Consider the following 24,384-nt stretch of genomic DNA (forward strand, 5'->3'; position numbering starts at 1 on the left):
CTGTTTGACAGCTTCAACCCTGCACGATGCAGGTGGCCAGGTGCGCGGCGAGCGCATCCCAGGCAATGCTTTGTTGTTCACCCTGGCCACGCAGGGGTTTGAAACCTACCACTTGCTGGGCCAGTTCGTCGTCACCAAGGATCAGCGCGTACAGCGCACCGCTCTTGTCGGCCTTCTTGAATTGGCTCTTGAAGCTGCCGGCACCGGCATTGATCTGCAGACGCAGGTTCGGCAATTGGTCTCGAACGCGCTCACTCAGCGCCAGTGCGGCCAGTTCGGCAGCCTCCCCGAAGGCGCAGAGGTAAACGTCGACCTGGCGCGAGATTTCTTGCGGGATCTGCTCCAGGGTTTCCAGCAGCAGCACCAGGCGTTCGATCCCCATGGCGAAGCCAACACCCGGTGTAGGTTTGCCACCCATTTGCTCGACCAGACCGTCGTAACGGCCGCCGGCACACACAGTACCCTGGGCGCCGAGTTTGTCGGTGACCCATTCGAAAACGGTCTTGCTGTAGTAATCCAGCCCGCGCACCAGCTTCGGGTTGATCACATAAGGGATACCCGCGGCGTCCAGACGGGCCTTGAGCCCCTCGAAGTGCACACGGGACTCTTCATCCAGGTAGTCGGCCAGCTTGGGCGCGTCCACCAGTACGGCTTGAGTGTCCGGATTCTTGGTATCGAGCACGCGCAGAGGGTTGGTCTTCAGGCGACGCTGGCTGTCTTCGTCCAGCTTGTCCATGCGCGCCGACAGGAACGCCACCAGCGCGTCGCGATAACGTGCGCGGGCCTCAGCAGTGCCCAGGCTGTTGAGTTCGAGCTTGACCGCATCACGGATGCCCAGCTCGCCCCACAGGCGCCAGGTCAGCACGATCAGTTCAGCGTCAATGTCCGGACCGACGAGGTTGAAAACCTCGCAACCAATCTGGTGGAACTGGCGATAACGGCCTTTCTGAGGGCGCTCGTGACGGAACATCGGGCCGATGTACCAGAGCTTCTGCACCTGGCCACCGCCAGTGATGCCGTGCTCGAGTACAGCGCGGACGCACGCCGCAGTGCCTTCCGGACGCAGGGTCAGGGAATCACCGTTGCGGTCTTCGAAGGTGTACATCTCTTTTTCGACGATGTCGGTCACTTCGCCGATGGAGCGCTTGAACAGCTCGGTGAACTCGACGATCGGCATGCGGATCTGCTTGTAACCGTAGTTATCCAGCAGACGCGCCACAGTGCCCTCGAAATAACGCCACAGGGGGGTCTGCTCGGGCAGGATGTCATTCATGCCACGAATGGCTTGCAGAGACTTGCTCACAAAAAATCCTTAAATACGTTCGGTTAGCCGCGAGCGATAAGCGCTGCGTCGGCTTCGACCTTTTCGGCCGCCTTCTGCCGGATCAGCTTTTCAAGCTCGTCCACCAGATTGTCATTGGTCAGTTTCTGCGCAGGCTTGCCGTCGATGTAGATCAGATTCGGCGTACCACCGGTCAGGCCGATATGCGCCTCTTTGGCTTCACCCGGGCCGTTGACCACACAACCGATCACCGCGACATCCAACGGCACCAGCAAGTCTTCCAGGCGCCCTTCCAGTTCGTTCATGGTTTTCACCACATCGAAATTCTGCCGCGAGCAGCTCGGGCAAGCGATGAAGTTGATGCCACGGGAACGCAGGTGCAGGGACTTGAGAATGTCGTAGCCGACCTTCACTTCCTCGACCGGGTCGGCCGCCAACGAGATGCGAATGGTATCGCCAATGCCTTCGGCCAGCAGCATACCGAGGCCGACGGCGGATTTCACCGTGCCTGAACGCAATCCGCCGGCTTCGGTGATCCCCAGGTGCAGAGGCTGGATGATTTCCTTGGCCAGCAAGCGATAGGCTTCGACGGCCATAAACACGTCGGACGCCTTCACGCTGACCTTGAAGTCCTGGAAATTCAGGCGCTCAAGGTGCTCGACGTGGCGCAGTGCCGACTCAACCAGCGCTGCTGGAGTCGGTTCGCCGTACTTTTTCTGCAGATCTTTTTCCAGGGAGCCGGCGTTGACCCCGATACGGATCGGGATTCCACGGTCACGGGCGGCATCCACCACCGCACGCACCCGGTCTTCGCGACCGATGTTGCCGGGGTTGATCCGCAGGCAATCCACACCCAGCTCGGCTACGCGCAGGGCGATCTTGTAGTCGAAGTGAATGTCGGCCACCAGCGGCACCTTGACCTGCTGCTTGATGCGGCCGAACGCTTCGGCGGCGTCCATGTCCGGCACCGAGACCCGCACGATGTCGACACCGGCAGCTTCAAGGCGGTTGATCTGGGCGACGGTTGCGGCCACGTCGTTGGTGTCGCTGTTGGTCATGCTCTGCACCGCAATCGGGGCATCGCCACCGACCGGTACCGAGCCGACCCAGATCTTGCGGGACTCGCGACGTTTGATTGGAGATTCGCCGTGCATGACTTATTGACCTAACTTCAGGCGAGCGGTCTCGCCACTGGTGAACGGGGCGATATCCACCGCCTGACCGTTGTAAGAAATTTGTGCGCCACGGGCATACCCCAGACGTACGGCAAAAGGCGGCTTGCCGCTAACATCGACCGTTTCACCCTTGCGCTTCAGGGCACTGAGCAGAATTTTGCCATTGCCATCGATGACCTGGGCCCAGCAATCGGCACTGAACTGGATCTGCACCTGGCCCGCCCCGGCAACCGGAGAGGTAGGCGCCGCTGCAGTGGCAGGATTCGCTGGCGTAGCGGGTACGACAGGCGGAACCGGCGCCTGAACTGCAGGTGCGCTGACAACCGGCGCAACAGCCGGGGCAGCATGCGCAGGAGCGGTCGGAGTCGCAGGGGTCGCAATCGGAGCCGACGTTGCAGGCGCCACTGGATTGGCAGGCGCCTCAGCGGCAGCCAGGCTCTGAGTTTGCGCGGCGTTGTCCTGGGCTTCGCTCTGACCTTCGGCGACGGCCTGGTCTTCCGGTTCGTCGATTGGATGGATTTGCGTGGTGCCGTCGGCCCCCTCAACCTCAACGTGCTCGGGACTCAAGGAGATCGGCTCCTTGCCGCGCAAGGAGGACTGATCCTGCCACCAGATGAAACCGCCACCCACCACGGCCACCAACAGCAGCAAGCTGACGATGCGCAGGATGGTGTGGGAAACCCGTACCGGCTCTTCGATACGACCCAGGGCATGAACGCTGCTGCCTTGGGAGTCGGTACCGGTGTATTGATCGAATTCCTGTACCAGGATGGCCTGGTCCATGCCCAGCAATTTGGCGTAGGCACGGATATAGCCGCGAGCAAAGGTATGCCCTGGCAGTTTGTCGAACGCGCCGGCTTCCAGATTGCTCAGGGAGCTCACGGTGAGGTTGAGCTTGTGGGCCACTTCAGCCAGCGACCAACCATTGCTTTCGCGGGCCTGACGCAGGGTCTCACCGGGGTTTACGCGAGTCACTGCTTGAACTTCGGGATGCGCCGCTTTCATCATTGCTCCGACAGGTATTGCTGATATTCCGGCGTACCGGGATAAAGTCGTTTTAGTTGCAGGCCGTAACTGGCGGCCTTGTCGCGATCTTCGAACACCGTTGCCAGCCGAACGCCGAGCAATAGACTACGTGCATTTTGCTCGCCGAGCAGGCTAAAACGATCGTAATAGTCGCGCGCGGGCACATAATGCCTGTCTTCGTAAGACAACTCAGCCATTTCCAGCAATGCGCGGGGCTGTTGGTGATTCAGGCGCAGGGCTTTTTCCAGTTGCAGTTGGGCCAGCTCACGCTGGCCCAGCTTGGAAGCGGTCATACCGAGGTTTTCGAACACCCGGGAACGCTCGGGGTACAGAGTATCAGCAGCGGCCTGCTCGAAGCGCTGATAAGCCTCTTTGTAACGTTTTTCTTCGAACAGGAAGCTGCCGTAGTTGTTGAGGATACGCGCACTGTCCGGACGGGCCGCCAGGGCTTGGCGAAAGTGCTCATCGGCCAGCGCAGGCTCCATCTCGGCCTGGAACACCAGCGCCAGAGCGGCGTTGGCATCAGCATCGGCAGGCGCCAGCTCCAGGGCCTTTTTCAACGGCACCTTGGCCCTTTCGCTCATCCCCTGCTGCAGATACCCCAGGCCCAGCTGTACGTAGGCCTCGCGCGCCTCATCACGGCCCTTGCTGGTGTTCATCGGACTGGAATCACCCGACAGAACACAGCCAGCACAGAGACTGGCAACAAGCAGGAGCAGCGCGAAGCGCAGGGTCATGGAGATCCTCTCTCAGGTACGGGTCGCGGCGCTTTGCGGCATATCGGCGTCGGCGCTCAGCTCACGCACGGCGATATAGCGTTCGCTACGGCGGGTGCGGTCCAGCACCTGCCCGACCAACTGACCGCAGGCGGCATCGATGTCTTCACCACGAGTCGTACGCACGGTGACATTGAAACCGGCATGATGCAGTTGGTCCTGGAAACGACGAATGGCGTTGTTGCTCGGACGCTCGTAACCGGAATGAGGGAACGGGTTGAACGGGATCAGATTGATCTTGCAAGGAATGTCCTTGAGCAACTCGATCATCTCAACCGCGTGTTCCAGCTTGTCGTTGACGTCCTTGAGCAGGGTGTACTCGATAGTCAGCACGCGCTTCTCGCCCAGGGAGGACATGTAGCGCTGGCAGGACTCCAGGAGCATCTTCAGCGGGTACTTCTTGTTGATCGGCACCAACTGGTTGCGCAACGCATCGTTGGGTGCGTGCAGGGACAACGCCAGGGACACGTCGATGTGCTTGGCCAGTTCATCGATCATCGGCACCACGCCGGAGGTGGACAGGGTCACACGGCGCTTGGAAATGCCGTAGCCCAGGTCGTCCATCATCAGGTGCATGGCGGCGATGACGTTGTCGAAGTTCAGCAGCGGCTCACCCATGCCCATCATCACCACGTTGGTGATGGCACGGTCGACGGTTGCCGGGACGCTGCCAAAGGATTTGTTGGCAATCCACACCTGGCCGATGACTTCGGCGGCGGTGAGGTTGCTATTGAAGCCTTGCTTGCCGGTGGAGCAGAAACTGCAATCCAGGGCACAGCCTGCCTGGGACGAAACGCACAGAGTGCCGCGCTTGCCCTGGGGAATGTACACGGTCTCGACGCAGCTGCCGGACGCCACGCGCACCACCCATTTGCGGGTGCCGTCGCTGGAGATGTCCTCGCTGACCACTTCCGGACCGCGAATCTCGGCAACGGCCTTGAGCTTCTCGCGCAAGGCCTTGCCGACATTCGTCATGGCGTCGAAATCATCGACGCCAAAGTGGTGAATCCATTTCATTACCTGACCGGCACGGAAACGCTTCTCCCCGATTGAGTCGAAGAATTTCTCCATTTCCGGTTGAGTCAACCCCAACAGGTTAGTTTTGCCGATCGATGTAGTCATGGTCTCACCCCTCACTCGCCAGCCTTACTCAGCGAGCGGTTACTTCAGTAGCTGCGAAGAAGTAAGCGATTTCGCGAGCAGCGGCAGCTTCGGAGTCCGAACCGTGAACGGCGTTGGCGTCGATGGACTCGGCGAAGTCAGCACGGATGGTGCCGGCAGCAGCTTCTTTAGGGTTGGTAGCGCCCATCAGCTCACGGTTGCGAGCAATGGCGTTTTCGCCTTCCAGAACCTGAACAACAACTGGGCCGGAAGTCATGAAGGCAACCAGTTCGCCGAAGAAGCCACGCTCGCTGTGCTCAGCGTAGAAGCCTTCAGCTTCAGCCTTGGACAGTTGCTTCATTTTCGAAGCTACAACGCGCAGGCCGGCTTCTTCAAAACGGGAAACGATCTTGCCGATAACGTTTTTTGCAACAGCGTCAGGCTTGATGATGGAGAAAGTACGTTGAACAGCCATGGTGTAACTCCAGAAACGGTGATTAAAGCGAAAAATTAAACCCGCGAATTATACGCGGGTTTATAGGGATTGCCTAACTGCGTAGCCCGCGGATTCAGTCCGCTTCGTCGATCCAGGCGGCCTGAATTGCTTCAAGAACCTTCTCGCCTCCGCGAGCCGGATCGTCGCTGAACTCTGGCAGTGCCAGAACCCATTGGTGCAAGTCGACAAAGTTCACATAACGCGGATCCACATCCGGCTTGGAATCAGCCAGCTGGATCGCGATTTCCAGTACATCAACCCACTTCAGACTCATGACGACTCCTTGAATCAGTGCGGCGCTTCGGCGGCATGGTTGAGTGAGTACTTGGGAATTTCAACGGTCAGGTCTTCATCGCCAACGATGGCCTGGCACGACAGGCGCGACTGTGCTTCCAGGCCCCAGGCCTTGTCCAGCAAGTCTTCTTCCAGCTCGTCGGCTTCGTTCAGCGAGTCAAACCCTTCACGAATGATGCAGTGGCAGGTAGTGCAGGCGCAGACGCCGCCGCAGGCGCTCTCGATCTCGATGTGGTTGTCGTGGGCCACGTCGAGTACCGAAACACCAGGCTCGACCTCGACAACCAGACCGTCCGGGCAGAACACGGCGTGTGGCAGAAAAATGATCTGCGGCATCAGTTATTCCTCGATTTCATTCAGGTTGCGCCCCGCCAACGCGGCTTTCACCGTCGAATCCAGGCGGCGGGCAGCAAAGGCATCGGTCACTTGCGACAGACGCTTGGTCTGCTGCTCGATGGCGTAACCATCGGTACCACGCATCAATTCACTCAGCTCCTGCATCTGCAGCTCGATGACCATGCGCTCTTCAGCGTCCAGCAGGCGGTCACCGTCAGCATCCAGGGCGCCCTGCACAGCCTCGATCAGGCGCTGGGCATCAACCTGCTGCTCACGCAGCACGCGGGCCACCTTGTCGTCACCGGCGTACTGGAAGGAGTCCTTGAGCATCTTGGCGATTTCGCCGTCGGTCAGGCCGTAGGACGGCTTGACCTGAATGCTGGCTTCAACACCCGAACCCAGCTCTCGGGCAGAGACACTGAGCAGGCCATCGGCGTCGACCTGGAAGGTCACGCGAATCTTCGCGGCACCGGCCACCATCGGCGGGATGCCACGCAGCTCGAAGCGCGCCAGGGAGCGGCAGTCACTGATCAGCTCGCGCTCGCCCTGCAGCACATGAATCATCATGGCCGTCTGGCCATCCTTATAGGTGGTGAAGTCCTGGGCACGGGCAACCGGGATGGTGGTGTTACGCGGAATCACCTTCTCCATCAGCCCGCCCATGGTTTCCAACCCCAACGACAGCGGAATCACGTCCAGCAGCAGCAATTCACCCCCTTCGCGCTTGTTGCCAGCGAGGGTATCGGCCTGGATCGCGGCACCAATGGCCACCACTTGATCCGGATCGATCTCGGTCAACGGCTGGCGACCAAACATTTCAGCCACCGCTTCACGCACACGCGGCACGCGGGTCGAACCGCCCACCATGACCACTGCCTGCACTTCGTCCAGCTCGACATTGGAGTCGCGAACGGCACGACGGCAGGCCTTGAGGCTGCGGGCAACCATAGGCTCGATCAGGGCGTCGAAGGCCTCGCGAGTCAGGGCGGCGCGCCAATCGCCATGCACCACTTCCACGGATGCCGCACTGGTCAGGGCTTCCTTGGCCGCACAGGCGGTTTGCAACAGATTGCGCTGGGTGCCTGGGTCCAGGTCGGCGGACAGGCCCGCGCCCTCGATGATCCAGCCGGCAATGGCGTGATCGAAGTCGTCGCCACCCAGGGCCGTATCGCCACCAGTAGCCAGCACCTCGAAGACACCGCCGGTCAGGCGCAGGATGGAAATATCGAAGGTACCGCCGCCCAGGTCATAGATCGCCACCACACCCTCGGCGTGCTGATCCAGACCGTAAGCCACGGCAGCTGCGGTCGGCTCGTTGAGCAGGCGCAGCACATTCAGGCCAGCCAGTTTGGCCGCATCCTTGGTGGCTTGACGCTGGGCATCATCGAAATAGGCCGGAACGGTAATCACCGCACCTACCAGCTCGCCCCCCAGGGCCGCCTCAGCACGCTGACGCAAGACCTTGAGCACTTCAGCCGATACCTCCACCGGGCTTTTCGGCCCCTGGATGGTCTCGATGAACGGCATATGCGACTCACCATCAACGAAGCGATAAGGCAGTTGCTCACCCAATTGCTTGACGTCGGACAGGCCGCGCCCCATCAGGCGTTTGACCGAGAGCACGGTGTTCAGGGGATCGCTGGACGCAGCCAGGCGGGCGGATTCACCCACTTCGACGCGGTCGGCGTGATAACGCACGGCCGACGGCAGAATCACCTGACCCTGCGCGTCAGCCAGAGGCTCGGAAAGACCACTGCGCAAGGCAGCGACCAGCGAATTGGTAGTGCCCAAGTCGATCCCCACAGCCAGGCGACGCTGGTGCGGTTGAGGACTTTGGCCGGGTTCGGCGATCTGCAGTAGGGCCATGCTTATCTGGACTTATCTGTATATCAGGCGTGCGACCGGAGCGGCACTGGGTTAATCGTCGAGGCGCTCTTCTAACTGGCGCACTTCGTAGGTGAGCTTGTCGAGGAACTGCATGCGCCGCATCAGGCGTTCGGCCTGCTCGCGTTGCGCTGCATCATCCCAACAGGCTGCGAAGCTTTCGTTCAGTTCATCCTGCGCAGTCTTGAGTCGACGCTTGAATGCTGCCACTCCAGCCAGGTCGGCGCTGTCCTGCAAGTCTTCGAGTTCTTCGCGCCATTGCATCTGCTGCAGAAGAAACTCCGGATCATGCACCGTGACTTCCAGCGGCAACTCACCGCCATTCAAGGCCAGAAGATAACGAGCACGCTTTGGCGGACTCTTGAGGGTCTGGTAAGCCTCGTTGAGGCTTGCCGACTGCTCCAGGGCCAGACGTTGCTCGCGCTCGGAAGCATCGGCAAAACGGTCTGGATGAACCCCACGCGCCAACTCACGGTAGCGCGCAGCCAACTGCTCGAGATCCAGACGGAAGCTCGGTTGCAGTTCAAATAAAGCGAAATGACAAGGAGTACCCACAAGAAGCCTCAGATGTTGAAGCTTTCGCCGCAGCCACATTCACCGCGCACGTTGGGGTTGTTGAACTTGAAGCCTTCGTTCAACCCTTCCTTGACGAAATCAAGCTCGGTGCCGTCCAGATAGGTCAGGCTCTTTGGGTCGATGATCACTTTCTCGCCGTGACTTTCGAACACCTGATCGTCCTCGCCGATCTCGTCGACGAACTCCAGCACATAGGCAAGGCCGGAACAGCCTGTGGTGCGAACACCCAGACGAATCCCATCACCCTTGCCGCGCCCATTGAGGGAGCGTCGCACGTGTTGAGCAGCCGCTTCTGTCATGCTGATAGCCATCGTGACTCCTTACTTGTCGCCAAATCTGTGAAAGCCGATCGATCAGATCAGGCCTTTCTTCTGCTTGTAGTCGCGAACGGCGGCCTTGATGGCGTCTTCGGCGAGAACCGAGCAGTGGATCTTCACTGGAGGCAGGGCCAGCTCTTCAGCCAGCTGAGTGTTCTTGATGGTTTCGGCTTCATCCAGCGTCTTGCCCTTCATCCACTCAGTGGCCAGGGAGCTGGAAGCAATGGCGGAACCGCAGCCATAAGTCTTGAACTTGGCGTCTTCAATGATGCCCTGCTCGTTGACCTTGATCTGCAGGCGCATCACGTCGCCGCAGGCTGGAGCGCCGACCATGCCGGTGCCGACATCCGGATCTTCCGCGTTCATCTTGCCGACGTTGCGCGGGTTCTCGTAGTGGTCGATGACCTTTTCGCTGTAAGCCATGATTCTTAATCCTCACTCATCAGAGAGTCGCTCTTGGGTTCTGCAAATCGCCGTTATCGGGACGCTCTACAGAACCCTGTGCGGCGACTTATATTCAGTGCGCCGCCCACTCGATCTTCGAGATATCGACGCCATCTTTGTACATGTCCCACAGCGGCGACAGAGCGCGCAGCTTGGTAACGGCTTCGCAGACTTTCTGCGCCGCGTAATCGATTTCTTCCTCGGTGGTGAAGCGGCCGAAGGTGAAGCGGATCGAGCTGTGAGCCAACTCGTCGTTACGGCCCAGGGCACGCAGCACGTACGAAGGCTCGAGCGAAGCCGAAGTACAGGCCGAACCGGAAGACACTGCCAGATCCTTGAGGGCCATGATCAGCGACTCGCCTTCAACGTAGTTGAAGCTCAGGTTCAGGTTGTGCGGTACACGAGCCGTCATGCTGCCATTGATGTACAGCTCTTCCAGGTGTTCAACCTGCTTGTAGAAACGATCGCTCAGGGCCTTGATGCGCGCATTTTCGGCGACCATGTCTTCCTTGGCGACGCGGAAGGCTTCGCCCATGCCGACGATCTGGTGAGTGGCCAGGGTGCCGGAACGCATGCCGCGTTCGTGACCGCCGCCGTGCATGGTGGCCTCCAGGCGCACGCGAGGCTTGCGGCTGACGTACAGCGCGCCAATGCCTTTAGGGCCGTAGGTCTTGTGGGCAGAGAAGGACATCAGGTCGACTTTCAGGGCCTGCAGGTCGATTTCGACCTTGCCGGTGGACTGAGCGCCGTCGACGTGGAACAGAATACCTTTGGAGCGGGTCAACTCGCCGATGGCGGCAATGTCGTTGATGGTGCCGATTTCGTTGTTCACATGCATGATCGAAACCAGGATGGTGTCGTCACGCAGGGCCGCTTCAACCATGGCCGGAGTGATCAAGCCATCTTCGCCTGGCTCGATGTAAGTCACTTCAAAGCCTTCACGCTCGAGTTGGCGCATGGTGTCCAGGACAGCCTTGTGCTCGATTTTCGAGGTAATCAGGTGCTTGCCCTTGGTGTGATAGAAATGCGCGACCCCCTTGATGGCCAGGTTGTCGGACTCGGTTGCACCGGAGGTCCAGACGATTTCACGCGGATCAGCGTTAACCAGGTCGGCCACTTGGCGACGGGCATTCTCCACCGACTCTTCGGCCTTCCAGCCGAACACGTGAGAGCGGGACGCCGGGTTACCGAAGTTTCCGTCGACCAGCAGGCATTCACTCATTTTTTGCGCAACACGCGGATCGACCGGCGTGGTCGCTGAGTAATCAAGGTAAATCGGCAATTTCATGGACTCTCTCCTAAATCAGGCTGGCTGGCGTGCCGCTAGCTCTTTGGCTGTCATTCGACGGCGGACGCTTCAATCTTGTCCAGGCGCGGCGCCTTGCCATTACAACGGCGCTGGTCCTGACGCTGGGCTACTTCTTGTACCTCACGGCGAGTAACAAGATCAGCCAAGCTGATACCGCTCAGAAATTCGTGAATCTGCAGGCTCAAGTCGCACCACAGGTGATGGGTCAGGCAGGTGTCGCCGGCATGGCAATCACCCAGCCCCTGGCATTTGGTTGCATCGACCGATTCATTCACCGCATCGATCACCTGAGCCACCTGAATCCCCTGCATGTCACGGGACAGCTGGTAGCCGCCACCAGGCCCCCGGACGCTGGACACCAGGTTACTGCGGCGCAGTTTGGCGAAAAGCTGTTCGAGGTAGGACAGGGAGATGCCTTGGCGCTCAGAGATATCGGCCAGGGAGACCGGGCCATGTTGCGCGTGCAACGCCAGATCAAGCATGGCGGTCACGGCGTATCGGCCTTTAGTAGTCAGTCGCATGGACAAGTACCACGGAGTTTCGGAATGGACGCGAGTATGCAATACCCGAGTAATCGAGTCAACTATAAGACCAACTACTTTAGTCGGGTTTACCCGCAAAAGAGCGCGCGAATCATAGCAAAGTCCGCGACGTAATGGCACAGCAGGATGGCAACACCTGACCTGCGGGTCACTCAAAGGGTATTAGATCCTTTCGCTAGCAAGCCGGCCCACAGAGGGGGCCGGTTTTGCGCCATCAGCCGACCTGACTGCCGTCCTTGCCTTTGACTTCAGCGAAGTCTTCTTCACGCAATTGAGGCAGATCCTTGGCACAGTAATCACTGCCCAGATCCTTCAGAGCTCCACACATATCCTCCAGACGACCGTCGACTGCCTGCAGGTGATCCAGCAACTGCCCGATAGCCCGAGCCACCGGATCCGGCATATCCTCGCCGACACCGTAGGCATCGAAACCGAGTTTCTCCGCCATGGCCTTGCGCTTGGCCGTCTGCTCGTCGCTGGACTTCATGATGATCCGCCCAGGAATGCCCACCACCGTCGCTCCGGCCGGCACCGCCTTGGTCACCACCGCATTGGAACCAACCTTGGCCCCCGCCCCCACAATAAAGGGACCCAGCACCTTGGCGCCCGCCCCCACCACCACACCGTCTTCCAGGGTCGGATGGCGCTTGCCCTTGTTCCAACTGGTGCCACCCAGGGTCACCCCTTGATAGAGGGTCACGTCATCACCGATCTCGGCGGTCTCGCCAATGACAATGCCCATGCCATGGTCGATAAAGAAGCGGCGGCCGACTTTGGCTCCCGGGTGAATTTCGATCCCGGTCAACCAACGACCGAAGTTCGACACCAGCCGCGCCAGCCATTTCCAACCCATGCCCCACAAGGCGCCGGACAAACGATGAATCCAGATCGCGTGCATGCCTGGGTAGCAGGTCAACACCTCAAAGGCATTGCGCGCCGCCGGGTCACGATGAAACACGCTTTGGATATCTTCACGCAGACGCTCGAACATCACTGATCCTTCCGCTTTTGTAGCTCTCCACGGGCCGCTTTCTGGGTTTCCGTGAGAATGCCACGCAATATGTTCATTTCCGCCCGGCTGACCGAGCTGCGACCGTATAACCGACGCAGGCGTGCCATCAAGTGCCGCGGCTTTTCCGGATCGAGGAAGTCGATGGCCACCAGCGTCTGCTGCAGATGCTCGTAGAACCGCTCCAACTCATCCATGGTCGCCAGCTCTTCACTGCGCGGCGAAGCCACTTCATCCTTCTCTACCTTGGTTGGCCGGCCTTGGGCCGCCAGCCAGGACATGCGCACTTCATAAGTCAGCACCTGCACCGCCGTGGCCAGGTTCAGCGAGCTGAACTCCGGGTCCGACGGGATATGCACGTGGAAATGACATCGCTGCAGCTCATCATTGGTCAGGCCGGAATCTTCACGACCGAACACCAGGGCGATCTGCGCACCCTGCCCGGCTTCCTCGACCACCTTGAGACCGGACTCACGCGGATCAAGCAAGGGCCAGGGAATGCGCCGGTCACGAGCACTGGTACCAAACACCAGCGTGCAACCCGCCAATGCCTCCTCAAGGGTGGCGACTACCTGGGCATTGGCCAGGATATCGGTGGCACCGGAGGCACGCGCATCCGCCTCGTGAGACGGAAATACCCGGGGCTCCACCAGCACCAGCCGCGACAAGCCCATGTTCTTCATGGCACGCGCAGCCCCGCCGATATTGCCCGGATGACTGGTATTGACCAGGACGACACGAATGTTCTGCAGCAAGGGATGCGCTCTCGGACACGATAAGGGGGAGCAAATCTTACCGAACAGGCAAGACTCCCGCCTCAAAAATAACCACCCGACAGATTCCAGCGCTCCAGAAAGGCGCCCAGCAACCGGCACAAACACTCGCCACCGGAGAACGCCACACAGCGGATCAATGCAATCAAAGCGAACACCAGCCTTCATCTGCAAAAGTTTTCTGCTAGAATGCTCGGCTTTCTTTAACAACCTTAGGTGACCTATCCATGCAGCCAATGCTGAATATCGCGCTGCGCGCCGCCCGCAGCGCCAGTGAATTGATTTTCCGCTCCATCGAGCGCCTGGATACCATCAAGGTCGACGAAAAAGACGCCAAAGACTACGTATCCGAAGTTGATCGCGCTGCCGAGCAGAAGATCATCGACGCGCTGCGCAAGGCCTACCCGACCCACGCCATCCTCGGCGAAGAGACCGGCCTGCACGCTGGCAGCGGCGAAGGCGAAGACTACCTGTGGATCATCGACCCACTGGACGGCACCACCAACTTCCTGCGCGGCATCCCGCACTTTGCCGTGAGCATCGCCTGCAAATACCGTGGCCGCCTGGAACACGCCGTGGTCCTGGACCCGGTTCGCCAGGAAGAATTCACCGCCAGCCGTGGCCGTGGTGCCCAACTGAACGGTCGCCGCCTGCGTGTCAGCGGCCGCACCAGCCTCGACGGCGCCCTGCTGGGCACCGGCTTCCCATTCCGTGACGACCAGATGGACAACCTGGACAACTACCTGGGCATGTTCCGCGCCCTGGTTGGCCAGACCGCCGGCATCCGCCGCGCTGGTGCTGCAAGCCTGGACCTGGCCTACGTGGCCGCCGGTCGTTTCGACGCCTTCTGGGAGTCGGGCCTGTCCGAATGGGACATGGCCGCAGGCGCCCTGCTGATTCAAGAAGCCGGCGGCCTGGTGAGCGACTTCACCGGCGGTCACGACTTCCTGGAAAAAGGCCACGTGGTAGCTGGCAACACCAAATGCTTCAAAGCGGTCCTGACCGCCATCCAGCCGCACCTGCCGGCCTCGCTGAAGCGCTAAGCGCCAGCGACAAAAAAAGCACCCCGAGGGGTGCTTTTTTTATGCCTGCAATTCCCGCAGGAGCCGGCTTGCCGGCGAATCGGATCTTGAGATCACCTTCGCCGGCAAGCAGACGCCTACAGGCCGGGGTTATTGGCCGGGTTGATTCTGGTTTTGACCCAGAATCAGACGCCCCTCTTTATCCACCGGAATCTGGTTGCCCGGATCACGATCCATGCGCACCTGACCTTGCTTGCCGCCCAGGTCGTACTTCACGTCATAACCCACGACCTTCTCACTGATGTCATTGACTGTATTACAGCGAGTCTGGGTGGTGGTGTAGGTGTCACGTTCCTGCATGCCTTCCTGCACCTTGTTGCCGGCATAGCCACCGCCAACCGCACCCGCCACAGTGGCGATCTTCTTGCCATTACCACCACCAATCATGCTACCCAGCAGACCACCGCCCACCGCTCCCGCCACGGTACCCAGGATCTGATGTTCATCCTTGACCGGGCGCTGACGAGTCACGGCGACGTCCTTACAGACTTCACGAGGGGTCTTGATCTGTTGTTTGACCGGCTGTACGGCCAGCACTTGCGCATACTCAGGGCCGCTTTTAACCAGGCTGTAGGTGGCAACAGCACCCCCGGCGGTGACACCGACAGCACCCAATACCGCACCAACCAGCAACGACTTGTTCACGTGAACCTCCTGACCATACAAACGGGACTTGGCCCGCGCTTCTCCCAGCGTTGGAGCAATAAAAAAGGCGCGAGTTCAACACTCGCGCCTTTTTAACTGACAGCCGGAAAAGGGCTAGATCCTCATGGACGGTCGTCCACTTCCTTCTCGGTATTGGCCGGAGGAATCAGGTCCTCGCTGTTCAGGTTCAGCCAGATCAGCACCACGTTGGCGATGTAGATCGACGAGTAGGTACCCGCCAGAACACCGACAAACAGGGCGATGGAGAAGCCCCACAGGTTATCGCCACCAAAGAACAGCAGCGCGATGATCGCCAGCAAGGTGGAGATCGAAGTCGCCATGGTCCGTAGCAGGGTCTGAGTGGTCGAGATGTTGATGTTCTCGATCAGGCTGGCCTTGCGCAGCACACGGAAGTTCTCACGCACCCGGTCGAACACCACGATGGTGTCGTTGAGGGAGTAACCGATGATCGCCAGCACCGCCGCCAGCACCGTCAGGTCAAAGGTGATCTGGAAGAACGAGAGGATACCCACCGTCACGATCACGTCGTGGATCAGCGAAACGATCGCGCCCACCGCGAACTTCCACTGAAAGCGGAAGGCCAGGTAGATCAGGATACCGCCCAGGGCCATGAGCATGCCGAGGCCGCCCTGGTCCCGCAGCTCTTCACCCACTTGCGGACCGACAAACTCGACGCGCTTGACCTGCGCCGGGTTGTCACCGCCAACCTTCTGCAGCGCCTCGGCCACCTGGTGGCCCAGTTGCGGGTCTTCACCCGGCATCCGCACCAGCAGATCAGTGGTCGCACCGAAGCTCTGCACGATGGCTTCGTGATAACCGGCATCGTTCAGTTGCGAACGCACCTTCATCACATCCGCGGGACGCTCGTAGGTCAGCTCGATGAGCGTACCGCCGGTGAAGTCCAGACCGTAGTTCAAGCCTTTGTGGAACCAGCTGAACAACGCCAGGATGGTGAGCAGCACAGTGACGCCGAACGCAACGTTGCGCACGCCCATGAAGTTAATAGTACGTAACATGGCAGCCCCTTAAATCCACAACTTCTTGAAGTCACGACCGCCGAAGATCAGGTTGACCATCGCACGGGTCAGCCAGATGGCCGTGAACATCGAGGTAAAGATCCCGAGGGACATGGTCACCGCAAAGCCTTTCACCGGACCGGTACCCATGGCGAACAGAATGCCGCCCACCAGCAAGGTGGTCAGGTTGGAGTCCAGGATCGCGGTGAATGCCCGGCCGAAGCCTTCGTTGATTGCCCGCTGCACACTCATGCCGGCGGCGAGCTCTTCACGTATCCGCGAGAAGATCAGTACGTTGGCGTCCACCGCCATACCCATGGTCAAGACGATACCGGCGATACCCGGCAGGGTCAGCGTCGCCCCCAGCAGGGACATCAGGGCCAGCAGCAGCACCATGTTCAATGCCAGCGCCACAGTAGCGATGACACCGAAGAAACGGTAGATGGCGATAATGAACAGCGACACGAACAGCATGCCCCACAGGGACGCATCGATACCCTTGGTGATGTTGTCAGCACCCAGGCTTGGACCGATTGTGCGCTCTTCGGCGAAGTACATCGGCGCCGCCAGACCACCGGCACGCAGCAACAGCGCCAGCTCGGAAGACTCGCCCTGACCGTTCAGGCCGGTGATGCGGAACTGGCTGCCCAGTGGCGACTGGATGGTCGCCAGGCTGATGATCTTCTTCTCTTCCTTGAAGGTCTGCACCGCCACGTCTTTCTCGACACCGTTCACCACTTGCTTGGTGTAGGTGGTGGTCGGCTTCTGCTCGATGAAGATCACCGCCATGCTGCGACCGACATTGCTGCGAGTCGAACGGTTCATCAGCTCGCCACCGTGACCATCAAGCTTGATGTTCACCTGTGGACGGCCGTGTTCGTCGTAACCGGCCTGGGCATCGGTCACCTGGTCACCAGTGATGATCAGGCCACGCTCGATCAGAGCAGGAGGACGGTTGCCCTCACGGAATTCGAAGGACTCGGAAGTTGCCTTGGAAGCACCCGGCTCGGCGGCCAGACGGAATTCCAGGTTGGCGGTCTTGCCCAGGATCCGCTTGGCTTCAGCGGTGTCCTGCACGCCCGGCAGCTCAACCACGATACGGTTGGCACCCTGACGCTGAACCAGAGGCTCGGCCACACCCAGCTCGTTGACCCGGTTACGCACGGTGGTCAAGTTCTGCTTGATGGAGTATTCACGGATTTCCGCCAGCTTGGCCGGGGTCATCGCCAGACGCAGCACCGGTTGGCCATTGAGGTCGGCCGGTACGATATCGAAATCGTTGAAGTTCTTGCGGATCAGCGAACGGGCCTGTTCACGGCTGTCTTCATCGCTGAAGCCCAGCTGGATGGCGCCATTGAGCTGCGGCAGGCTGCGATAGCGCAGACGCTCTTTGCGCAGCAGGCTCTTGACGTCGCCTTCATAGACTTTCAGGCGCGCGTCGAGGGCTTTGTCCATGTCCACTTCCAGCAGGAAGTGCACACCACCGGACAAGTCCAGACCCAGTTTCATCGGGTGCGCACCCAGGTTGCGCAGCCATTGCGGAGTGGTTTGCGCCAGGTTCAACGCCACCACATAGTCATCGCCCAGCGCCTTGCGCACTACATCCTTGGCCGGAAGCTGGTCTTCCTTGTTGGTCAAGCGCAGCAGGCCGCCCTTGCCGTTGGCAGCAATGGAAGCAGCCTTGACCTTGATACCGGCGTCGGTGAGCGCTTTGCTCGCACGATCCAGATCCGCCTGAGTGACCTGCAACGCAGTGCTCGCACCGCTGACCTGAATGGCCGGATCATCAGGGTATAGATTGGGAGCGGAATAAATAAAACCGATCGCCAGCACCGCCAGGATCAGTAGGTACTTCCACAGAGGGTATTTGTTCAGCATCACGCCGCCCGTTTATGACGCGGGGCGCCTTGCGCGCCCCGTCGATTGGTAAAAGATGAAACTTAGATGGCTTTCAGCGTGCCTTTTGGCAGCGTGGCAGCGATCGCGCCCTTCTGGAACTTCAGCTCAACGGAGTCCGACACTTCCAGAACCACGAAGTCGTCGGTCACCTTGTTGATCTTGCCGGCGATACCGCCAGTGGTCACAACTTCGTCGCCTTTCTGCAGGCTGCCGAGCAGGTTCTTCTGCTCTTTGGCGCGCTTGGCCTGCGGGCGCCAGATCATCAGATAGAAGATGACCAGGAAGCCAACCAGGAAAATCCACTCGAAACCAGTGCCAGCAGGACCGGCAGCGGCAGGTGCAGCGGCGTCCGCATACGCGGCAGGGATCAAAAAGCTCATTTAACACTCCGATAATTGCAAAATTAGTGGCTTAACGTCTTTAGAACTTATTCTAAAGGCGGCACGGGTAACCCGCGTTTGGCATAGAAGGAATCGACAAAGGCGGCCAATGTACCTTGTTGAATAGCCTCGCGCAAACCAGCCATAAGACGCTGGTAATGGCGCAAATTATGGATGGTATTGAGCATACTCCCGAGCATTTCCCCACACTTGTCCAAGTGATGCAGATAGGCACGGGAGAAGTTCTGGCAGGTGTAGCAATCACAAGTTGGGTCCAGCGGCGAATCATCATGGCGATGGAACGCGTTACGGATTTTCAGCACGCCTGTATCGATGAACAGATGCCCATTGCGGGCATTGCGGGTTGGCATCACGCAATCGAACATGTCCACACCGCGGCGCACACCCTCAACCAGATCTTCCGGCTTGCCAACTCCCATAAGGTAACGAGGTTTGTCGGCAGGCATCTGGCCCGGCAGGTAGTCCAGGACCTTGATCATTTCATGCTTGGGCTCGCCCACCGACAGGCCGCCGATAGCCAGGCCGTCGAAACCGATCTTGTCCAGGCCTTCCAGGGAACGCATGCGCAGGTCCTGGTGCATGCCACCCTGGACGATGCCAAACAGCGCCGCCGTGTTGTCACCGTGAGCATTCTTGGAACGCTGGGCCCAGCGCAGGGACAGCTCCATGGAAATCCGCGCCACATCTTCATCGGCCGGGTACGGGGTGCACTCGTCGAAGATCATCACGATGTCCGAACCCAGGTCGCGCTGCACTTGCATCGACTCTTCCGGGCCCATGAACACCTTGGCGCCGTCCACCGGCGAGGCGAAGGTCACGCCCTCTTCCTTGATCTTGCGCATCGCCCCCAGGCTAAACACCTGGAAACCACCGGAGTCGGTGAGGATCGGGCCATTCCACTGCATGAAATCATGCAGGTCACCGTGGGCCTTGATCACTTCCGTACCCGGGCGCAGCCACAGGTGGAAGGTGTTGCCGAGGATGATCTCGGCGCCGGTGGCGACGATATCCCGTGGCAGCATGCCCTTGACCGTGCCGTAGGTGCCCACCGGCATGAAGGCCGGGGTTTCCACCGTACCGCGGGGGAAGGTCAGGCGACCGCGACGAGCCTTGCCATCAGTGGCCAGAAGCTCGAAGGACATACGACAAGTGCGACTCATACAGTTTCCTCGGGGGCCAGATCCTTGGGAGCGGTCGGCGCAGGATTACGGGTGATGAACATCGCATCACCGTAGCTGAAAAAGCGGTATCCATTTTCCACCGCGGCGCGATAGGCGGCCATGGTCTCGGGATAACCGGCGAACGCCGAAACCAGCATCAACAGCGTGGATTCCGGCAGATGGAAGTTGGTCACCAGGGCATCGACCACATGGAACGGCCGGCCCGGGTAGATAAAGATATCGGTATCGCCGCTGAACGGCTTGAGCACACCATCGCGCGCGGCACTTTCCAGGGAGCGCACACTGGTGGTGCCCACCGCCACCACCCGACCACCGCGAGCACGGCATGCGGCAACCGCATCCACCACGTCCTGGCCGACTTCCAGCCACTCGTGGTGCATATGGTGATCTTCAATACGCTCGACCCGCACCGGCTGGAAAGTGCCGGCGCCGACATGCAGGGTCACGAACGCAGTCTCCACGCCCTTGGCGGCAATGGCCTCCAGCAGCGGCTGGTCGAAATGCAGCCCCGCCGTAGGCGCCGCAACAGCCCCCAGACGCTGGGCGTACACGGTCTGATAACGCTCACGGTCCGCGCCTTCATCCGGGCGGTCTATATAAGGAGGCAACGGCATGTGCCCGACCCGATCCAGCAGCGGCAGCACCTCCTCGGCAAAACCCAGCTCGAACAGCGTGTCGTGACGCGCCAGCATCTCGGCCTCGCCACCGCCGTCGATCAGGATCTTCGACCCCGGCTTGGGCGACTTGCTGGAGCGCACATGGGCCAGCACACGATGGCTGTCCAGCACCCGCTCGATGAGGATCTCCAGCTTGCCGCCGGAGGCCTTCTGGCCAAACAGACGGGCCGGAATCACCCGGGTATTGTTGAACACCATCAGATCGCCCGGACGCAAATGCTCCAGCAGATCGGTGAATTGACGGTGGGCCAAGGCGCCGGTTGGCCCATCCAGGGTCAACAGACGGCTGCCGCGACGCTCGGCCAAAGGATGGCGGGCGATCAGCGAATCAGGAAGCTCGAAGGTAAAGTCAGCAACGCGCATGATGGGGTTCGTCTAGCAGGGCCGGAAAGTTTAGCGGAATAACTAAAAATTGACCACGAAAGCCGATTGACCAACGGTAACTGCCTCTCTATACTTCGCCGCCATTGAGCCCTGATGGCGGAATTGGTAGACGCGGCGGATTCAAAATCCGTTTTCGCAAGAAGTGGGAGTTCGAGTCTCCCTCGGGGCACCACATAGCAGTATCTGAGAGTCTCTACCAGCCTCTCAGACCCAGAGAAACCGGCCACTTGGCCGGTTTTTTTGTGCCTGCCTATCTACCCCTGTCTCCCCTTATCCGTTGTATCCCTGTATCCCTGCTTGTATCCTGAGAAAAATACCGAACTTTGGGATACAAGGATGAAGCGCGCAGACATCAAGCGCCGCCCTCTGGCAGACACCACGCTTGCAGGGCTGGAACCTGAAGCAAAAGAGTACCGTGAGCTGGACGGAAACGGCCTGTACTTCAGGGTTAAGCCTGATGGGGGGGAAATCGTGGCAGCTACGCTACAAGCGCCCTACGGGCAATTGGGCCTGGATGGGTCTAGGGGGTTACCCCGAGGTGAGTGGTGCACTGGCCCGGGAAAAAGCTACCGACCTGCGCAAGACCATAAGCAGCGGAGCTGACCCCCTTGAGCAAAAGCGATCTGCCAAGGCCGCCATAGATGCAGCCAAGACACGAACATTTAGAGCAGCTGCTGACGCCTGGCTAAAGGCAAAAGAAGAAAAGGGACTGGCCCTCTCTACACTCAACAAAATCCGCACCTACCTCGACAAGGACATTCTCCCGGCACTGGGAGACAAACCTCTCGACGAAATTACCCGCACCGATTGCGCCGAACTCCAAGCATCCATCGAAGCCCGAGATGCACACAACGTGGCGGAAAAGTGCCGCACCTGGATCAACCAGATATTTGGGCGGGCTATCGGCCTAGGGCTCACAGAGAATGACCCGGGAAGTCGCCTTCGGGATATAGCTGCTCAAGCGCCCAAGACTCAACAGCACCCACACCTACTCGAACCAGAGCTAGGTGAGTTCCTCACCGCGCTTAAACATACACCCAGCAGACTGACGGCCCGAACTGCTGCATGGCTTTGCATCTGGACTGCTTCACGACCGGGCATGGTTCGTTTGGCCGAATGGAAAGAGTTCGACCTCGATAAGGCCACTTGGACGACACCAGCCGCAAAGATGAAAATGCGCCGGGACTTCGTGTGCCCTCTCCCCCATCAAGCTATTGCCGCATTAAAAGAACTTCAGTGCCTGACTGGCCGCAGTCGCTGGCTGTTTCCCGGAGTGGGCGCCAAGAACCCAACCATCAGTGAAAATACGATCAACAAAGTCTTTGCCACCATCGGTTATAAGGGGCGCCTTGTGGGCCACGGCACCCGACATACTGCAAGTACATTGCTTCGAGAGCATGGCTGGCCTAAGGAACACGTTGAAGCCCAACTCGCCCACAAAGAGGAAGGAATTTCAGGGGTTTACAACAAGGCTCAATATCTCGAACAACGCATAACGATGATGCAGTGGTACGCCGATCGCCTGGACGCCCTGGAGCGGGGGAACGTTGTTCAGGGTCAATTCGGAAAGGCCCTCTGAGCATGCACTCGTTAACTATTCAAAAAACGTGTGTTCCGCGTGTTCCATGTGTTCCAGATCCGCTCAAGCTCAATAAATGCGGGATCTCCAGCACGGGAACACCATACGTATTTGGGTGGAACACTTTGCTACGGGAACACCAACGGTGTTCCAGATTCACACGCGCCTCCAGACAAAACCTCACCCTCCACACTGGTGGCATTTTCGCCTCGCCAAGCGCTGCCGCCCGCGTTTTCTCGGTCACACATACGGGGCGCGGGGAGGAAAGATGAATAATCATCTGTACCTTAATGCACCTCTCGACATCGACGGTTGGGAGATCGTTGAGCCCCTGGAGAACCTCGAGCTTTACGAGGAGTTTGCCGAGCGCATCGATGATGCTTTGGAACTCATACGCGAGGGACAGCATTACTGGGCGAGTCATCAAGAGGACGGTGCTTGGTCAGCTGAATCTAAGCGAGTCATGACTGAGGTCCGGCGCCTCTCGTACAACATTCGGCAAAGCTTCAACCGCTCGCAAGATGATTTGCCTCGCTGTATTCGCTGGACGATTGGAGAGTTATCCGAGTCAGCTGTAACTGACTGCCAATGCGTCGCGGCATTTGCAATAGATCGGGCATGCCGCGCTATTGAACTGCTAGCGCGCTGGATGGCTGACTTCGATACCGAGCTTTACACCGTAGGACGTGACGCGCTGGCGACCTTGGCTAAAAATAAACCGAAGAGCTTCAACATGTTTCTAAATGAGGTTCGCCACGAGCAAGCTCAACAGGAAATCGAAGTACGAGAAAACGTCGCTGACTTGATGGGTGTTGCCCGTTACTACATGACCCTCGCAAGCGTATATGCATCTCCCCTGCTGAGCAGTAGCGAAAAAATTAGAATCAGCGCTGCTACGAGTAAGGCTGGTAGGAGCTCCGCGAAGATACGCAAAGAGAACACTGCTGACCGAGATCGAAGTATATGTTCCCACGGGAAGCGCCTACTCAATGATGGACGCTCTCGAAGAGAGCTCGTTGGCATCATCGCTGGCACTGACGCTGCGCTGAAACAGCCCGGTGGAAGCGTCAAACTTTCAAAAAAACAACTTCGCAACATTTTGGTCACAGGCGGAGTGCTCATCTAAAAGGGAAATGAACTGCCGTTCGTTTCTCTCCCTCCTCGTAGCGTTAGCCCTGAATCGTTCCACGACTACAGGAAGCGCTATATGACTACGATAACGTCACACCTCCCCCCCTTATTTTTGCGTTGTTCCGAGGACCTGCTCACACCCGCTCAAGTAGCAACCACCCTCGGCCTGTCGCATCGCACACTGGCTGCATGGCGGAGCTCTCGCCGCAATCCGCTTCCCTACCTCAAAGTGGGCAGTCGTGTGCGCTATCGCTCTCAGGACGTGTCTGCATGGCTCGAAAGTCAGACGCATGCTCACTCCGTAAGCATGAGGAGCGAAAAGTGAAGACGTCTCGCACCCATTCTGCCGCAGGCGACTCCAAGCCAAGTGACCCAGCTGTAACACTCATCCGAATAGCTGAAGTGATGGACATTGTCGGCCTTGCACGCCCCACCATATACAAGCTCATGAACCAGCCAGAAAGTGGTTTCCCGAAGGCCGTAAAGCTAACTAACAGTAATGCTCGCGGAGCGCCAGTTGCCTGGGTTCTCTCCGAGGTACAAGCCTGGGCACGAGCCCGCATCGCAGCACGCGATCAGGTGGCCGCATGAAAAAGCATATAGCTCACCTAGCCGTCCTGCAGCCCTTCTCCGTTCTTCGAAAAATCGGCTTTTCATCGCGATGCATGCAACGCCTGGAGCGCTACCGAACCGAACAGGCCAGACGAGACCACGTAGTGGCCGTGATGAGTTGGGCTGATGGCACCTGGTGCGCGCTCGCGTTGCCCTGCATGCCGCCTCACGCCGTCATCGTCGACGAGGGCCAGCAGCTCGACGCCTACGAAGACGCACGCTCCTGCATCGAGGGCGACTTCCTTCCTCTGCTTTCCCTGCGCCGGGAAGTTCATGCCTGAAATGAAAACGCCCCCGGGGGCGATCCGGAGGCGTTGAGGTAAATCTACATGCACGAGCAATTTATGCCGCACCTGAAAAATCTGCAAGCCATCACTGCAGTTGCACTTTCAAAAAACGGACGCTACTCTCTGGCT

27 protein-coding genes, 1 tRNA gene and 1 pseudogene are annotated in these 24,384 nt (G+C 59.2%); 7 read left to right on the forward strand and 22 right to left on the reverse strand.

Annotated elements, in window-relative coordinates; all coding sequences use genetic code 11:
• Positions 1–13 precede the first annotated feature (13 nt).
• The 16 genes from hisS to trmJ all read right to left on the reverse strand — a co-directional run bounded on the left by hisS (position 14) and on the right by trmJ (position 13,322).
• The gene (gene hisS, locus ACMGF8_RS29650; protein WP_416758152.1) at positions 14–1,303 is read right to left on the reverse strand and encodes a histidine--tRNA ligase; all 1,290 of its coding nucleotides are present in this window, start codon (positions 1,301–1,303) and stop codon (positions 14–16) included.
• 23 nt (positions 1,304–1,326) lie between these two features.
• On the reverse strand, positions 1,327–2,436 hold the full coding sequence (gene ispG / locus ACMGF8_RS29655) for a flavodoxin-dependent (E)-4-hydroxy-3-methylbut-2-enyl-diphosphate synthase (protein ID WP_016968333.1): 1,110 nt from the start codon (positions 2,434–2,436) through the stop codon (positions 1,327–1,329).
• A 3-nt stretch (positions 2,437–2,439) separates the two neighbouring features.
• Positions 2,440–3,462 (reverse strand): RodZ domain-containing protein, encoded by a 1,023-nt coding sequence (locus tag ACMGF8_RS29660; protein ID WP_207166488.1) that lies wholly within the window; start codon positions 3,460–3,462, stop codon positions 2,440–2,442.
• Positions 3,462–4,220, reverse strand: coding sequence for a type IV pilus biogenesis/stability protein PilW (gene pilW, locus ACMGF8_RS29665; protein WP_102860399.1), 759 nt, complete (start codon positions 4,218–4,220; stop codon positions 3,462–3,464). Before pilW ends, ACMGF8_RS29660 begins: the two co-directional genes overlap by 1 nt.
• Before the next feature lie 12 nt (positions 4,221–4,232).
• The gene (gene rlmN / locus ACMGF8_RS29670; RefSeq protein WP_102860398.1) at positions 4,233–5,381 is read right to left on the reverse strand and encodes a 23S rRNA (adenine(2503)-C(2))-methyltransferase RlmN; all 1,149 of its coding nucleotides are present in this window, start codon (positions 5,379–5,381) and stop codon (positions 4,233–4,235) included.
• A gap of 28 nt (positions 5,382–5,409) precedes the next feature.
• Positions 5,410–5,835 (reverse strand): nucleoside-diphosphate kinase, encoded by a 426-nt coding sequence (ndk, locus tag ACMGF8_RS29675; protein WP_025129556.1) that lies wholly within the window; start codon positions 5,833–5,835, stop codon positions 5,410–5,412.
• 94 nt (positions 5,836–5,929) lie between these two features.
• Positions 5,930–6,130: a Fe-S cluster assembly protein IscX gene (gene iscX / locus ACMGF8_RS29680; RefSeq protein WP_102860397.1), complete on the reverse strand. Its 201-nt coding sequence runs from the start codon at positions 6,128–6,130 to the stop codon at positions 5,930–5,932.
• Positions 6,131–6,144: 14 nt separating this feature from the next.
• Complete coding sequence (fdx, locus tag ACMGF8_RS29685) at positions 6,145–6,486, reverse strand: ISC system 2Fe-2S type ferredoxin (protein ID WP_025129554.1); 342 nt, start codon at positions 6,484–6,486, stop codon at positions 6,145–6,147.
• 3 nt (positions 6,487–6,489) lie between these two features.
• Positions 6,490–8,352 carry a Fe-S protein assembly chaperone HscA gene (gene hscA / locus ACMGF8_RS29690; protein ID WP_102860396.1) on the reverse strand — a complete coding sequence of 621 codons (1,863 nt, stop codon included), beginning with the start codon at positions 8,350–8,352 and terminating at the stop codon, positions 6,490–6,492.
• A gap of 51 nt (positions 8,353–8,403) precedes the next feature.
• Positions 8,404–8,925, reverse strand: coding sequence for a co-chaperone HscB (gene hscB, locus ACMGF8_RS29695; RefSeq protein WP_011063215.1), 522 nt, complete (start codon positions 8,923–8,925; stop codon positions 8,404–8,406).
• 8 nt (positions 8,926–8,933) lie between these two features.
• Complete coding sequence (iscA, locus tag ACMGF8_RS29700; protein WP_007929524.1) at positions 8,934–9,257, reverse strand: iron-sulfur cluster assembly protein IscA; 324 nt, start codon at positions 9,255–9,257, stop codon at positions 8,934–8,936.
• 42 nt (positions 9,258–9,299) lie between these two features.
• A complete protein-coding gene (gene iscU / locus ACMGF8_RS29705; RefSeq protein ID WP_007929523.1) occupies positions 9,300–9,686 on the reverse strand; it encodes a Fe-S cluster assembly scaffold IscU in 387 nt (128 codons plus the stop codon).
• Positions 9,687–9,780: 94 nt separating this feature from the next.
• Positions 9,781–10,995, reverse strand: coding sequence for an IscS subfamily cysteine desulfurase (locus ACMGF8_RS29710; protein ID WP_102860394.1), 1,215 nt, complete (start codon positions 10,993–10,995; stop codon positions 9,781–9,783).
• A gap of 50 nt (positions 10,996–11,045) precedes the next feature.
• Complete coding sequence (iscR, locus tag ACMGF8_RS29715; RefSeq protein WP_011063217.1) at positions 11,046–11,537, reverse strand: Fe-S cluster assembly transcriptional regulator IscR; 492 nt, start codon at positions 11,535–11,537, stop codon at positions 11,046–11,048.
• A gap of 235 nt (positions 11,538–11,772) precedes the next feature.
• On the reverse strand, positions 11,773–12,549 hold the full coding sequence (gene cysE / locus ACMGF8_RS29720) for a serine O-acetyltransferase (RefSeq protein ID WP_102860393.1): 777 nt from the start codon (positions 12,547–12,549) through the stop codon (positions 11,773–11,775).
• Positions 12,549–13,322 (reverse strand): tRNA (cytosine(32)/uridine(32)-2'-O)-methyltransferase TrmJ, encoded by a 774-nt coding sequence (gene trmJ, locus ACMGF8_RS29725; protein ID WP_102860392.1) that lies wholly within the window; start codon positions 13,320–13,322, stop codon positions 12,549–12,551. Before trmJ ends, cysE begins: the two co-directional genes overlap by 1 nt.
• Positions 13,323–13,567: 245 nt before the next feature.
• Here trmJ and suhB point away from each other — a divergent pair, with 245 nt between their 5' ends.
• Positions 13,568–14,383, forward strand: coding sequence for an inositol-phosphate phosphatase (suhB, locus tag ACMGF8_RS29730; protein WP_011063220.1), 816 nt, complete (start codon positions 13,568–13,570; stop codon positions 14,381–14,383).
• A 129-nt stretch (positions 14,384–14,512) separates the two neighbouring features.
• Here the strand turns inward: suhB and ACMGF8_RS29735 are convergent, their stop codons facing one another.
• The 6 genes from ACMGF8_RS29735 to queA form a co-directional block, all read right to left on the reverse strand.
• Positions 14,513–15,067, reverse strand: a complete 555-nt coding sequence (locus ACMGF8_RS29735; RefSeq protein WP_102880808.1) for a glycine zipper 2TM domain-containing protein — start codon at positions 15,065–15,067, stop codon at positions 14,513–14,515.
• A 122-nt stretch (positions 15,068–15,189) separates the two neighbouring features.
• Positions 15,190–16,104 carry a protein translocase subunit SecF gene (secF, locus tag ACMGF8_RS29740; protein WP_102860390.1) on the reverse strand — a complete coding sequence of 305 codons (915 nt, stop codon included), beginning with the start codon at positions 16,102–16,104 and terminating at the stop codon, positions 15,190–15,192.
• Positions 16,105–16,113: 9 nt separating this feature from the next.
• Positions 16,114–17,982, reverse strand: a complete 1,869-nt coding sequence (gene secD, locus ACMGF8_RS29745; RefSeq protein WP_102860389.1) for a protein translocase subunit SecD — start codon at positions 17,980–17,982, stop codon at positions 16,114–16,116.
• A 62-nt stretch (positions 17,983–18,044) separates the two neighbouring features.
• Complete coding sequence (yajC, locus tag ACMGF8_RS29750) at positions 18,045–18,383, reverse strand: preprotein translocase subunit YajC (protein ID WP_011063224.1); 339 nt, start codon at positions 18,381–18,383, stop codon at positions 18,045–18,047.
• A gap of 47 nt (positions 18,384–18,430) precedes the next feature.
• A complete protein-coding gene (gene tgt / locus ACMGF8_RS29755) occupies positions 18,431–19,546 on the reverse strand; it encodes a tRNA guanosine(34) transglycosylase Tgt (protein ID WP_161799191.1) in 1,116 nt (371 codons plus the stop codon).
• A 14-nt stretch (positions 19,547–19,560) separates the two neighbouring features.
• Positions 19,561–20,625, reverse strand: coding sequence for a tRNA preQ1(34) S-adenosylmethionine ribosyltransferase-isomerase QueA (gene queA, locus ACMGF8_RS29760; RefSeq protein ID WP_102860388.1), 1,065 nt, complete (start codon positions 20,623–20,625; stop codon positions 19,561–19,563).
• A 108-nt stretch (positions 20,626–20,733) separates the two neighbouring features.
• Here queA and ACMGF8_RS29765 point away from each other — a divergent pair.
• The 6 genes and pseudogenes from ACMGF8_RS29765 (at position 20,734) to ACMGF8_RS29790 (ending at position 24,249) form a co-directional block, all read left to right on the forward strand.
• Positions 20,734–20,818: transfer RNA gene (locus ACMGF8_RS29765), tRNA-Leu, on the forward strand.
• Positions 20,819–20,982: 164 nt separating this feature from the next.
• Positions 20,983–22,225, forward strand: a pseudogene (locus tag ACMGF8_RS29770) (tyrosine-type recombinase/integrase).
• A gap of 268 nt (positions 22,226–22,493) precedes the next feature.
• Positions 22,494–23,351, forward strand: a complete 858-nt coding sequence (locus tag ACMGF8_RS29775) for a hypothetical protein (RefSeq protein WP_416758163.1) — start codon at positions 22,494–22,496, stop codon at positions 23,349–23,351.
• Positions 23,352–23,432: 81 nt separating this feature from the next.
• On the forward strand, positions 23,433–23,681 hold the full coding sequence (locus tag ACMGF8_RS29780; RefSeq protein WP_305948582.1) for a helix-turn-helix domain-containing protein: 249 nt from the start codon (positions 23,433–23,435) through the stop codon (positions 23,679–23,681).
• Positions 23,627–23,947 carry a helix-turn-helix transcriptional regulator gene (locus tag ACMGF8_RS29785; protein WP_371826165.1) on the forward strand — a complete coding sequence of 107 codons (321 nt, stop codon included), beginning with the start codon at positions 23,627–23,629 and terminating at the stop codon, positions 23,945–23,947. The genes ACMGF8_RS29780 and ACMGF8_RS29785 overlap by 55 nt, the downstream gene beginning before the upstream one ends.
• A complete protein-coding gene (locus ACMGF8_RS29790) occupies positions 23,944–24,249 on the forward strand; it encodes a hypothetical protein (RefSeq protein ID WP_416758166.1) in 306 nt (101 codons plus the stop codon). Before ACMGF8_RS29785 ends, ACMGF8_RS29790 begins: the two co-directional genes overlap by 4 nt.
• Positions 24,250–24,384 lie beyond the last annotated feature (135 nt).

It is taken from the genome of Pseudomonas sp. BNK-7, assembly GCF_048072025.1.
Lineage (GTDB): Bacteria > Pseudomonadota > Gammaproteobacteria > Pseudomonadales > Pseudomonadaceae > Aquipseudomonas > Aquipseudomonas danubii.

Bases quoted from the DNA above. Each gene is read 5' to 3' on its own strand.
- ispG (WP_016968333.1), bottom strand. From the start codon at position 2,436: ATGCACGGCGAATCTCCAATCAAACGTCGCGAGTCCCGCAAGATCTGG.
- ACMGF8_RS29660 (WP_207166488.1), bottom strand. From the start codon at position 3,462: ATGAAAGCGGCGCATCCCGAAGTTCAAGCAGTGACTCGCGTAAACCCC.
- pilW (WP_102860399.1), bottom strand. From the start codon at position 4,220: ATGACCCTGCGCTTCGCGCTGCTCCTGCTTGTTGCCAGTCTCTGTGCT.
- rlmN (WP_102860398.1), bottom strand. From the start codon at position 5,381: ATGACTACATCGATCGGCAAAACTAACCTGTTGGGGTTGACTCAACCG.
- ndk (WP_025129556.1), bottom strand. From the start codon at position 5,835: ATGGCTGTTCAACGTACTTTCTCCATCATCAAGCCTGACGCTGTTGCA.
- iscX (WP_102860397.1), bottom strand. From the start codon at position 6,130: ATGAGTCTGAAGTGGGTTGATGTACTGGAAATCGCGATCCAGCTGGCT.
- fdx (WP_025129554.1), bottom strand. From the start codon at position 6,486: ATGCCGCAGATCATTTTTCTGCCACACGCCGTGTTCTGCCCGGACGGT.
- hscA (WP_102860396.1), bottom strand. From the start codon at position 8,352: ATGGCCCTACTGCAGATCGCCGAACCCGGCCAAAGTCCTCAACCGCAC.
- iscA (WP_007929524.1), bottom strand. From the start codon at position 9,257: ATGGCTATCAGCATGACAGAAGCGGCTGCTCAACACGTGCGACGCTCC.
- iscU (WP_007929523.1), bottom strand. From the start codon at position 9,686: ATGGCTTACAGCGAAAAGGTCATCGACCACTACGAGAACCCGCGCAAC.
- ACMGF8_RS29710 (WP_102860394.1), bottom strand. From the start codon at position 10,995: ATGAAATTGCCGATTTACCTTGATTACTCAGCGACCACGCCGGTCGAT.
- iscR (WP_011063217.1), bottom strand. From the start codon at position 11,537: ATGCGACTGACTACTAAAGGCCGATACGCCGTGACCGCCATGCTTGAT.
- cysE (WP_102860393.1), bottom strand. From the start codon at position 12,549: ATGTTCGAGCGTCTGCGTGAAGATATCCAAAGCGTGTTTCATCGTGAC.
- suhB (WP_011063220.1), top strand. From the start codon at position 13,568: ATGCAGCCAATGCTGAATATCGCGCTGCGCGCCGCCCGCAGCGCCAGT.
- secF (WP_102860390.1), bottom strand. From the start codon at position 16,104: ATGTTACGTACTATTAACTTCATGGGCGTGCGCAACGTTGCGTTCGGC.
- secD (WP_102860389.1), bottom strand. From the start codon at position 17,982: ATGCTGAACAAATACCCTCTGTGGAAGTACCTACTGATCCTGGCGGTG.
- yajC (WP_011063224.1), bottom strand. From the start codon at position 18,383: ATGAGCTTTTTGATCCCTGCCGCGTATGCGGACGCCGCTGCACCTGCC.
- tgt (WP_161799191.1), bottom strand. From the start codon at position 19,546: ATGTCCTTCGAGCTTCTGGCCACTGATGGCAAGGCTCGTCGCGGTCGC.
- queA (WP_102860388.1), bottom strand. From the start codon at position 20,625: ATGCGCGTTGCTGACTTTACCTTCGAGCTTCCTGATTCGCTGATCGCC.
- ACMGF8_RS29775 (WP_416758163.1), top strand. From the start codon at position 22,494: ATGAATAATCATCTGTACCTTAATGCACCTCTCGACATCGACGGTTGG.
- ACMGF8_RS29780 (WP_305948582.1), top strand. From the start codon at position 23,433: ATGACTACGATAACGTCACACCTCCCCCCCTTATTTTTGCGTTGTTCC.
- ACMGF8_RS29785 (WP_371826165.1), top strand. From the start codon at position 23,627: ATGGCTCGAAAGTCAGACGCATGCTCACTCCGTAAGCATGAGGAGCGA.
- ACMGF8_RS29790 (WP_416758166.1), top strand. From the start codon at position 23,944: ATGAAAAAGCATATAGCTCACCTAGCCGTCCTGCAGCCCTTCTCCGTT.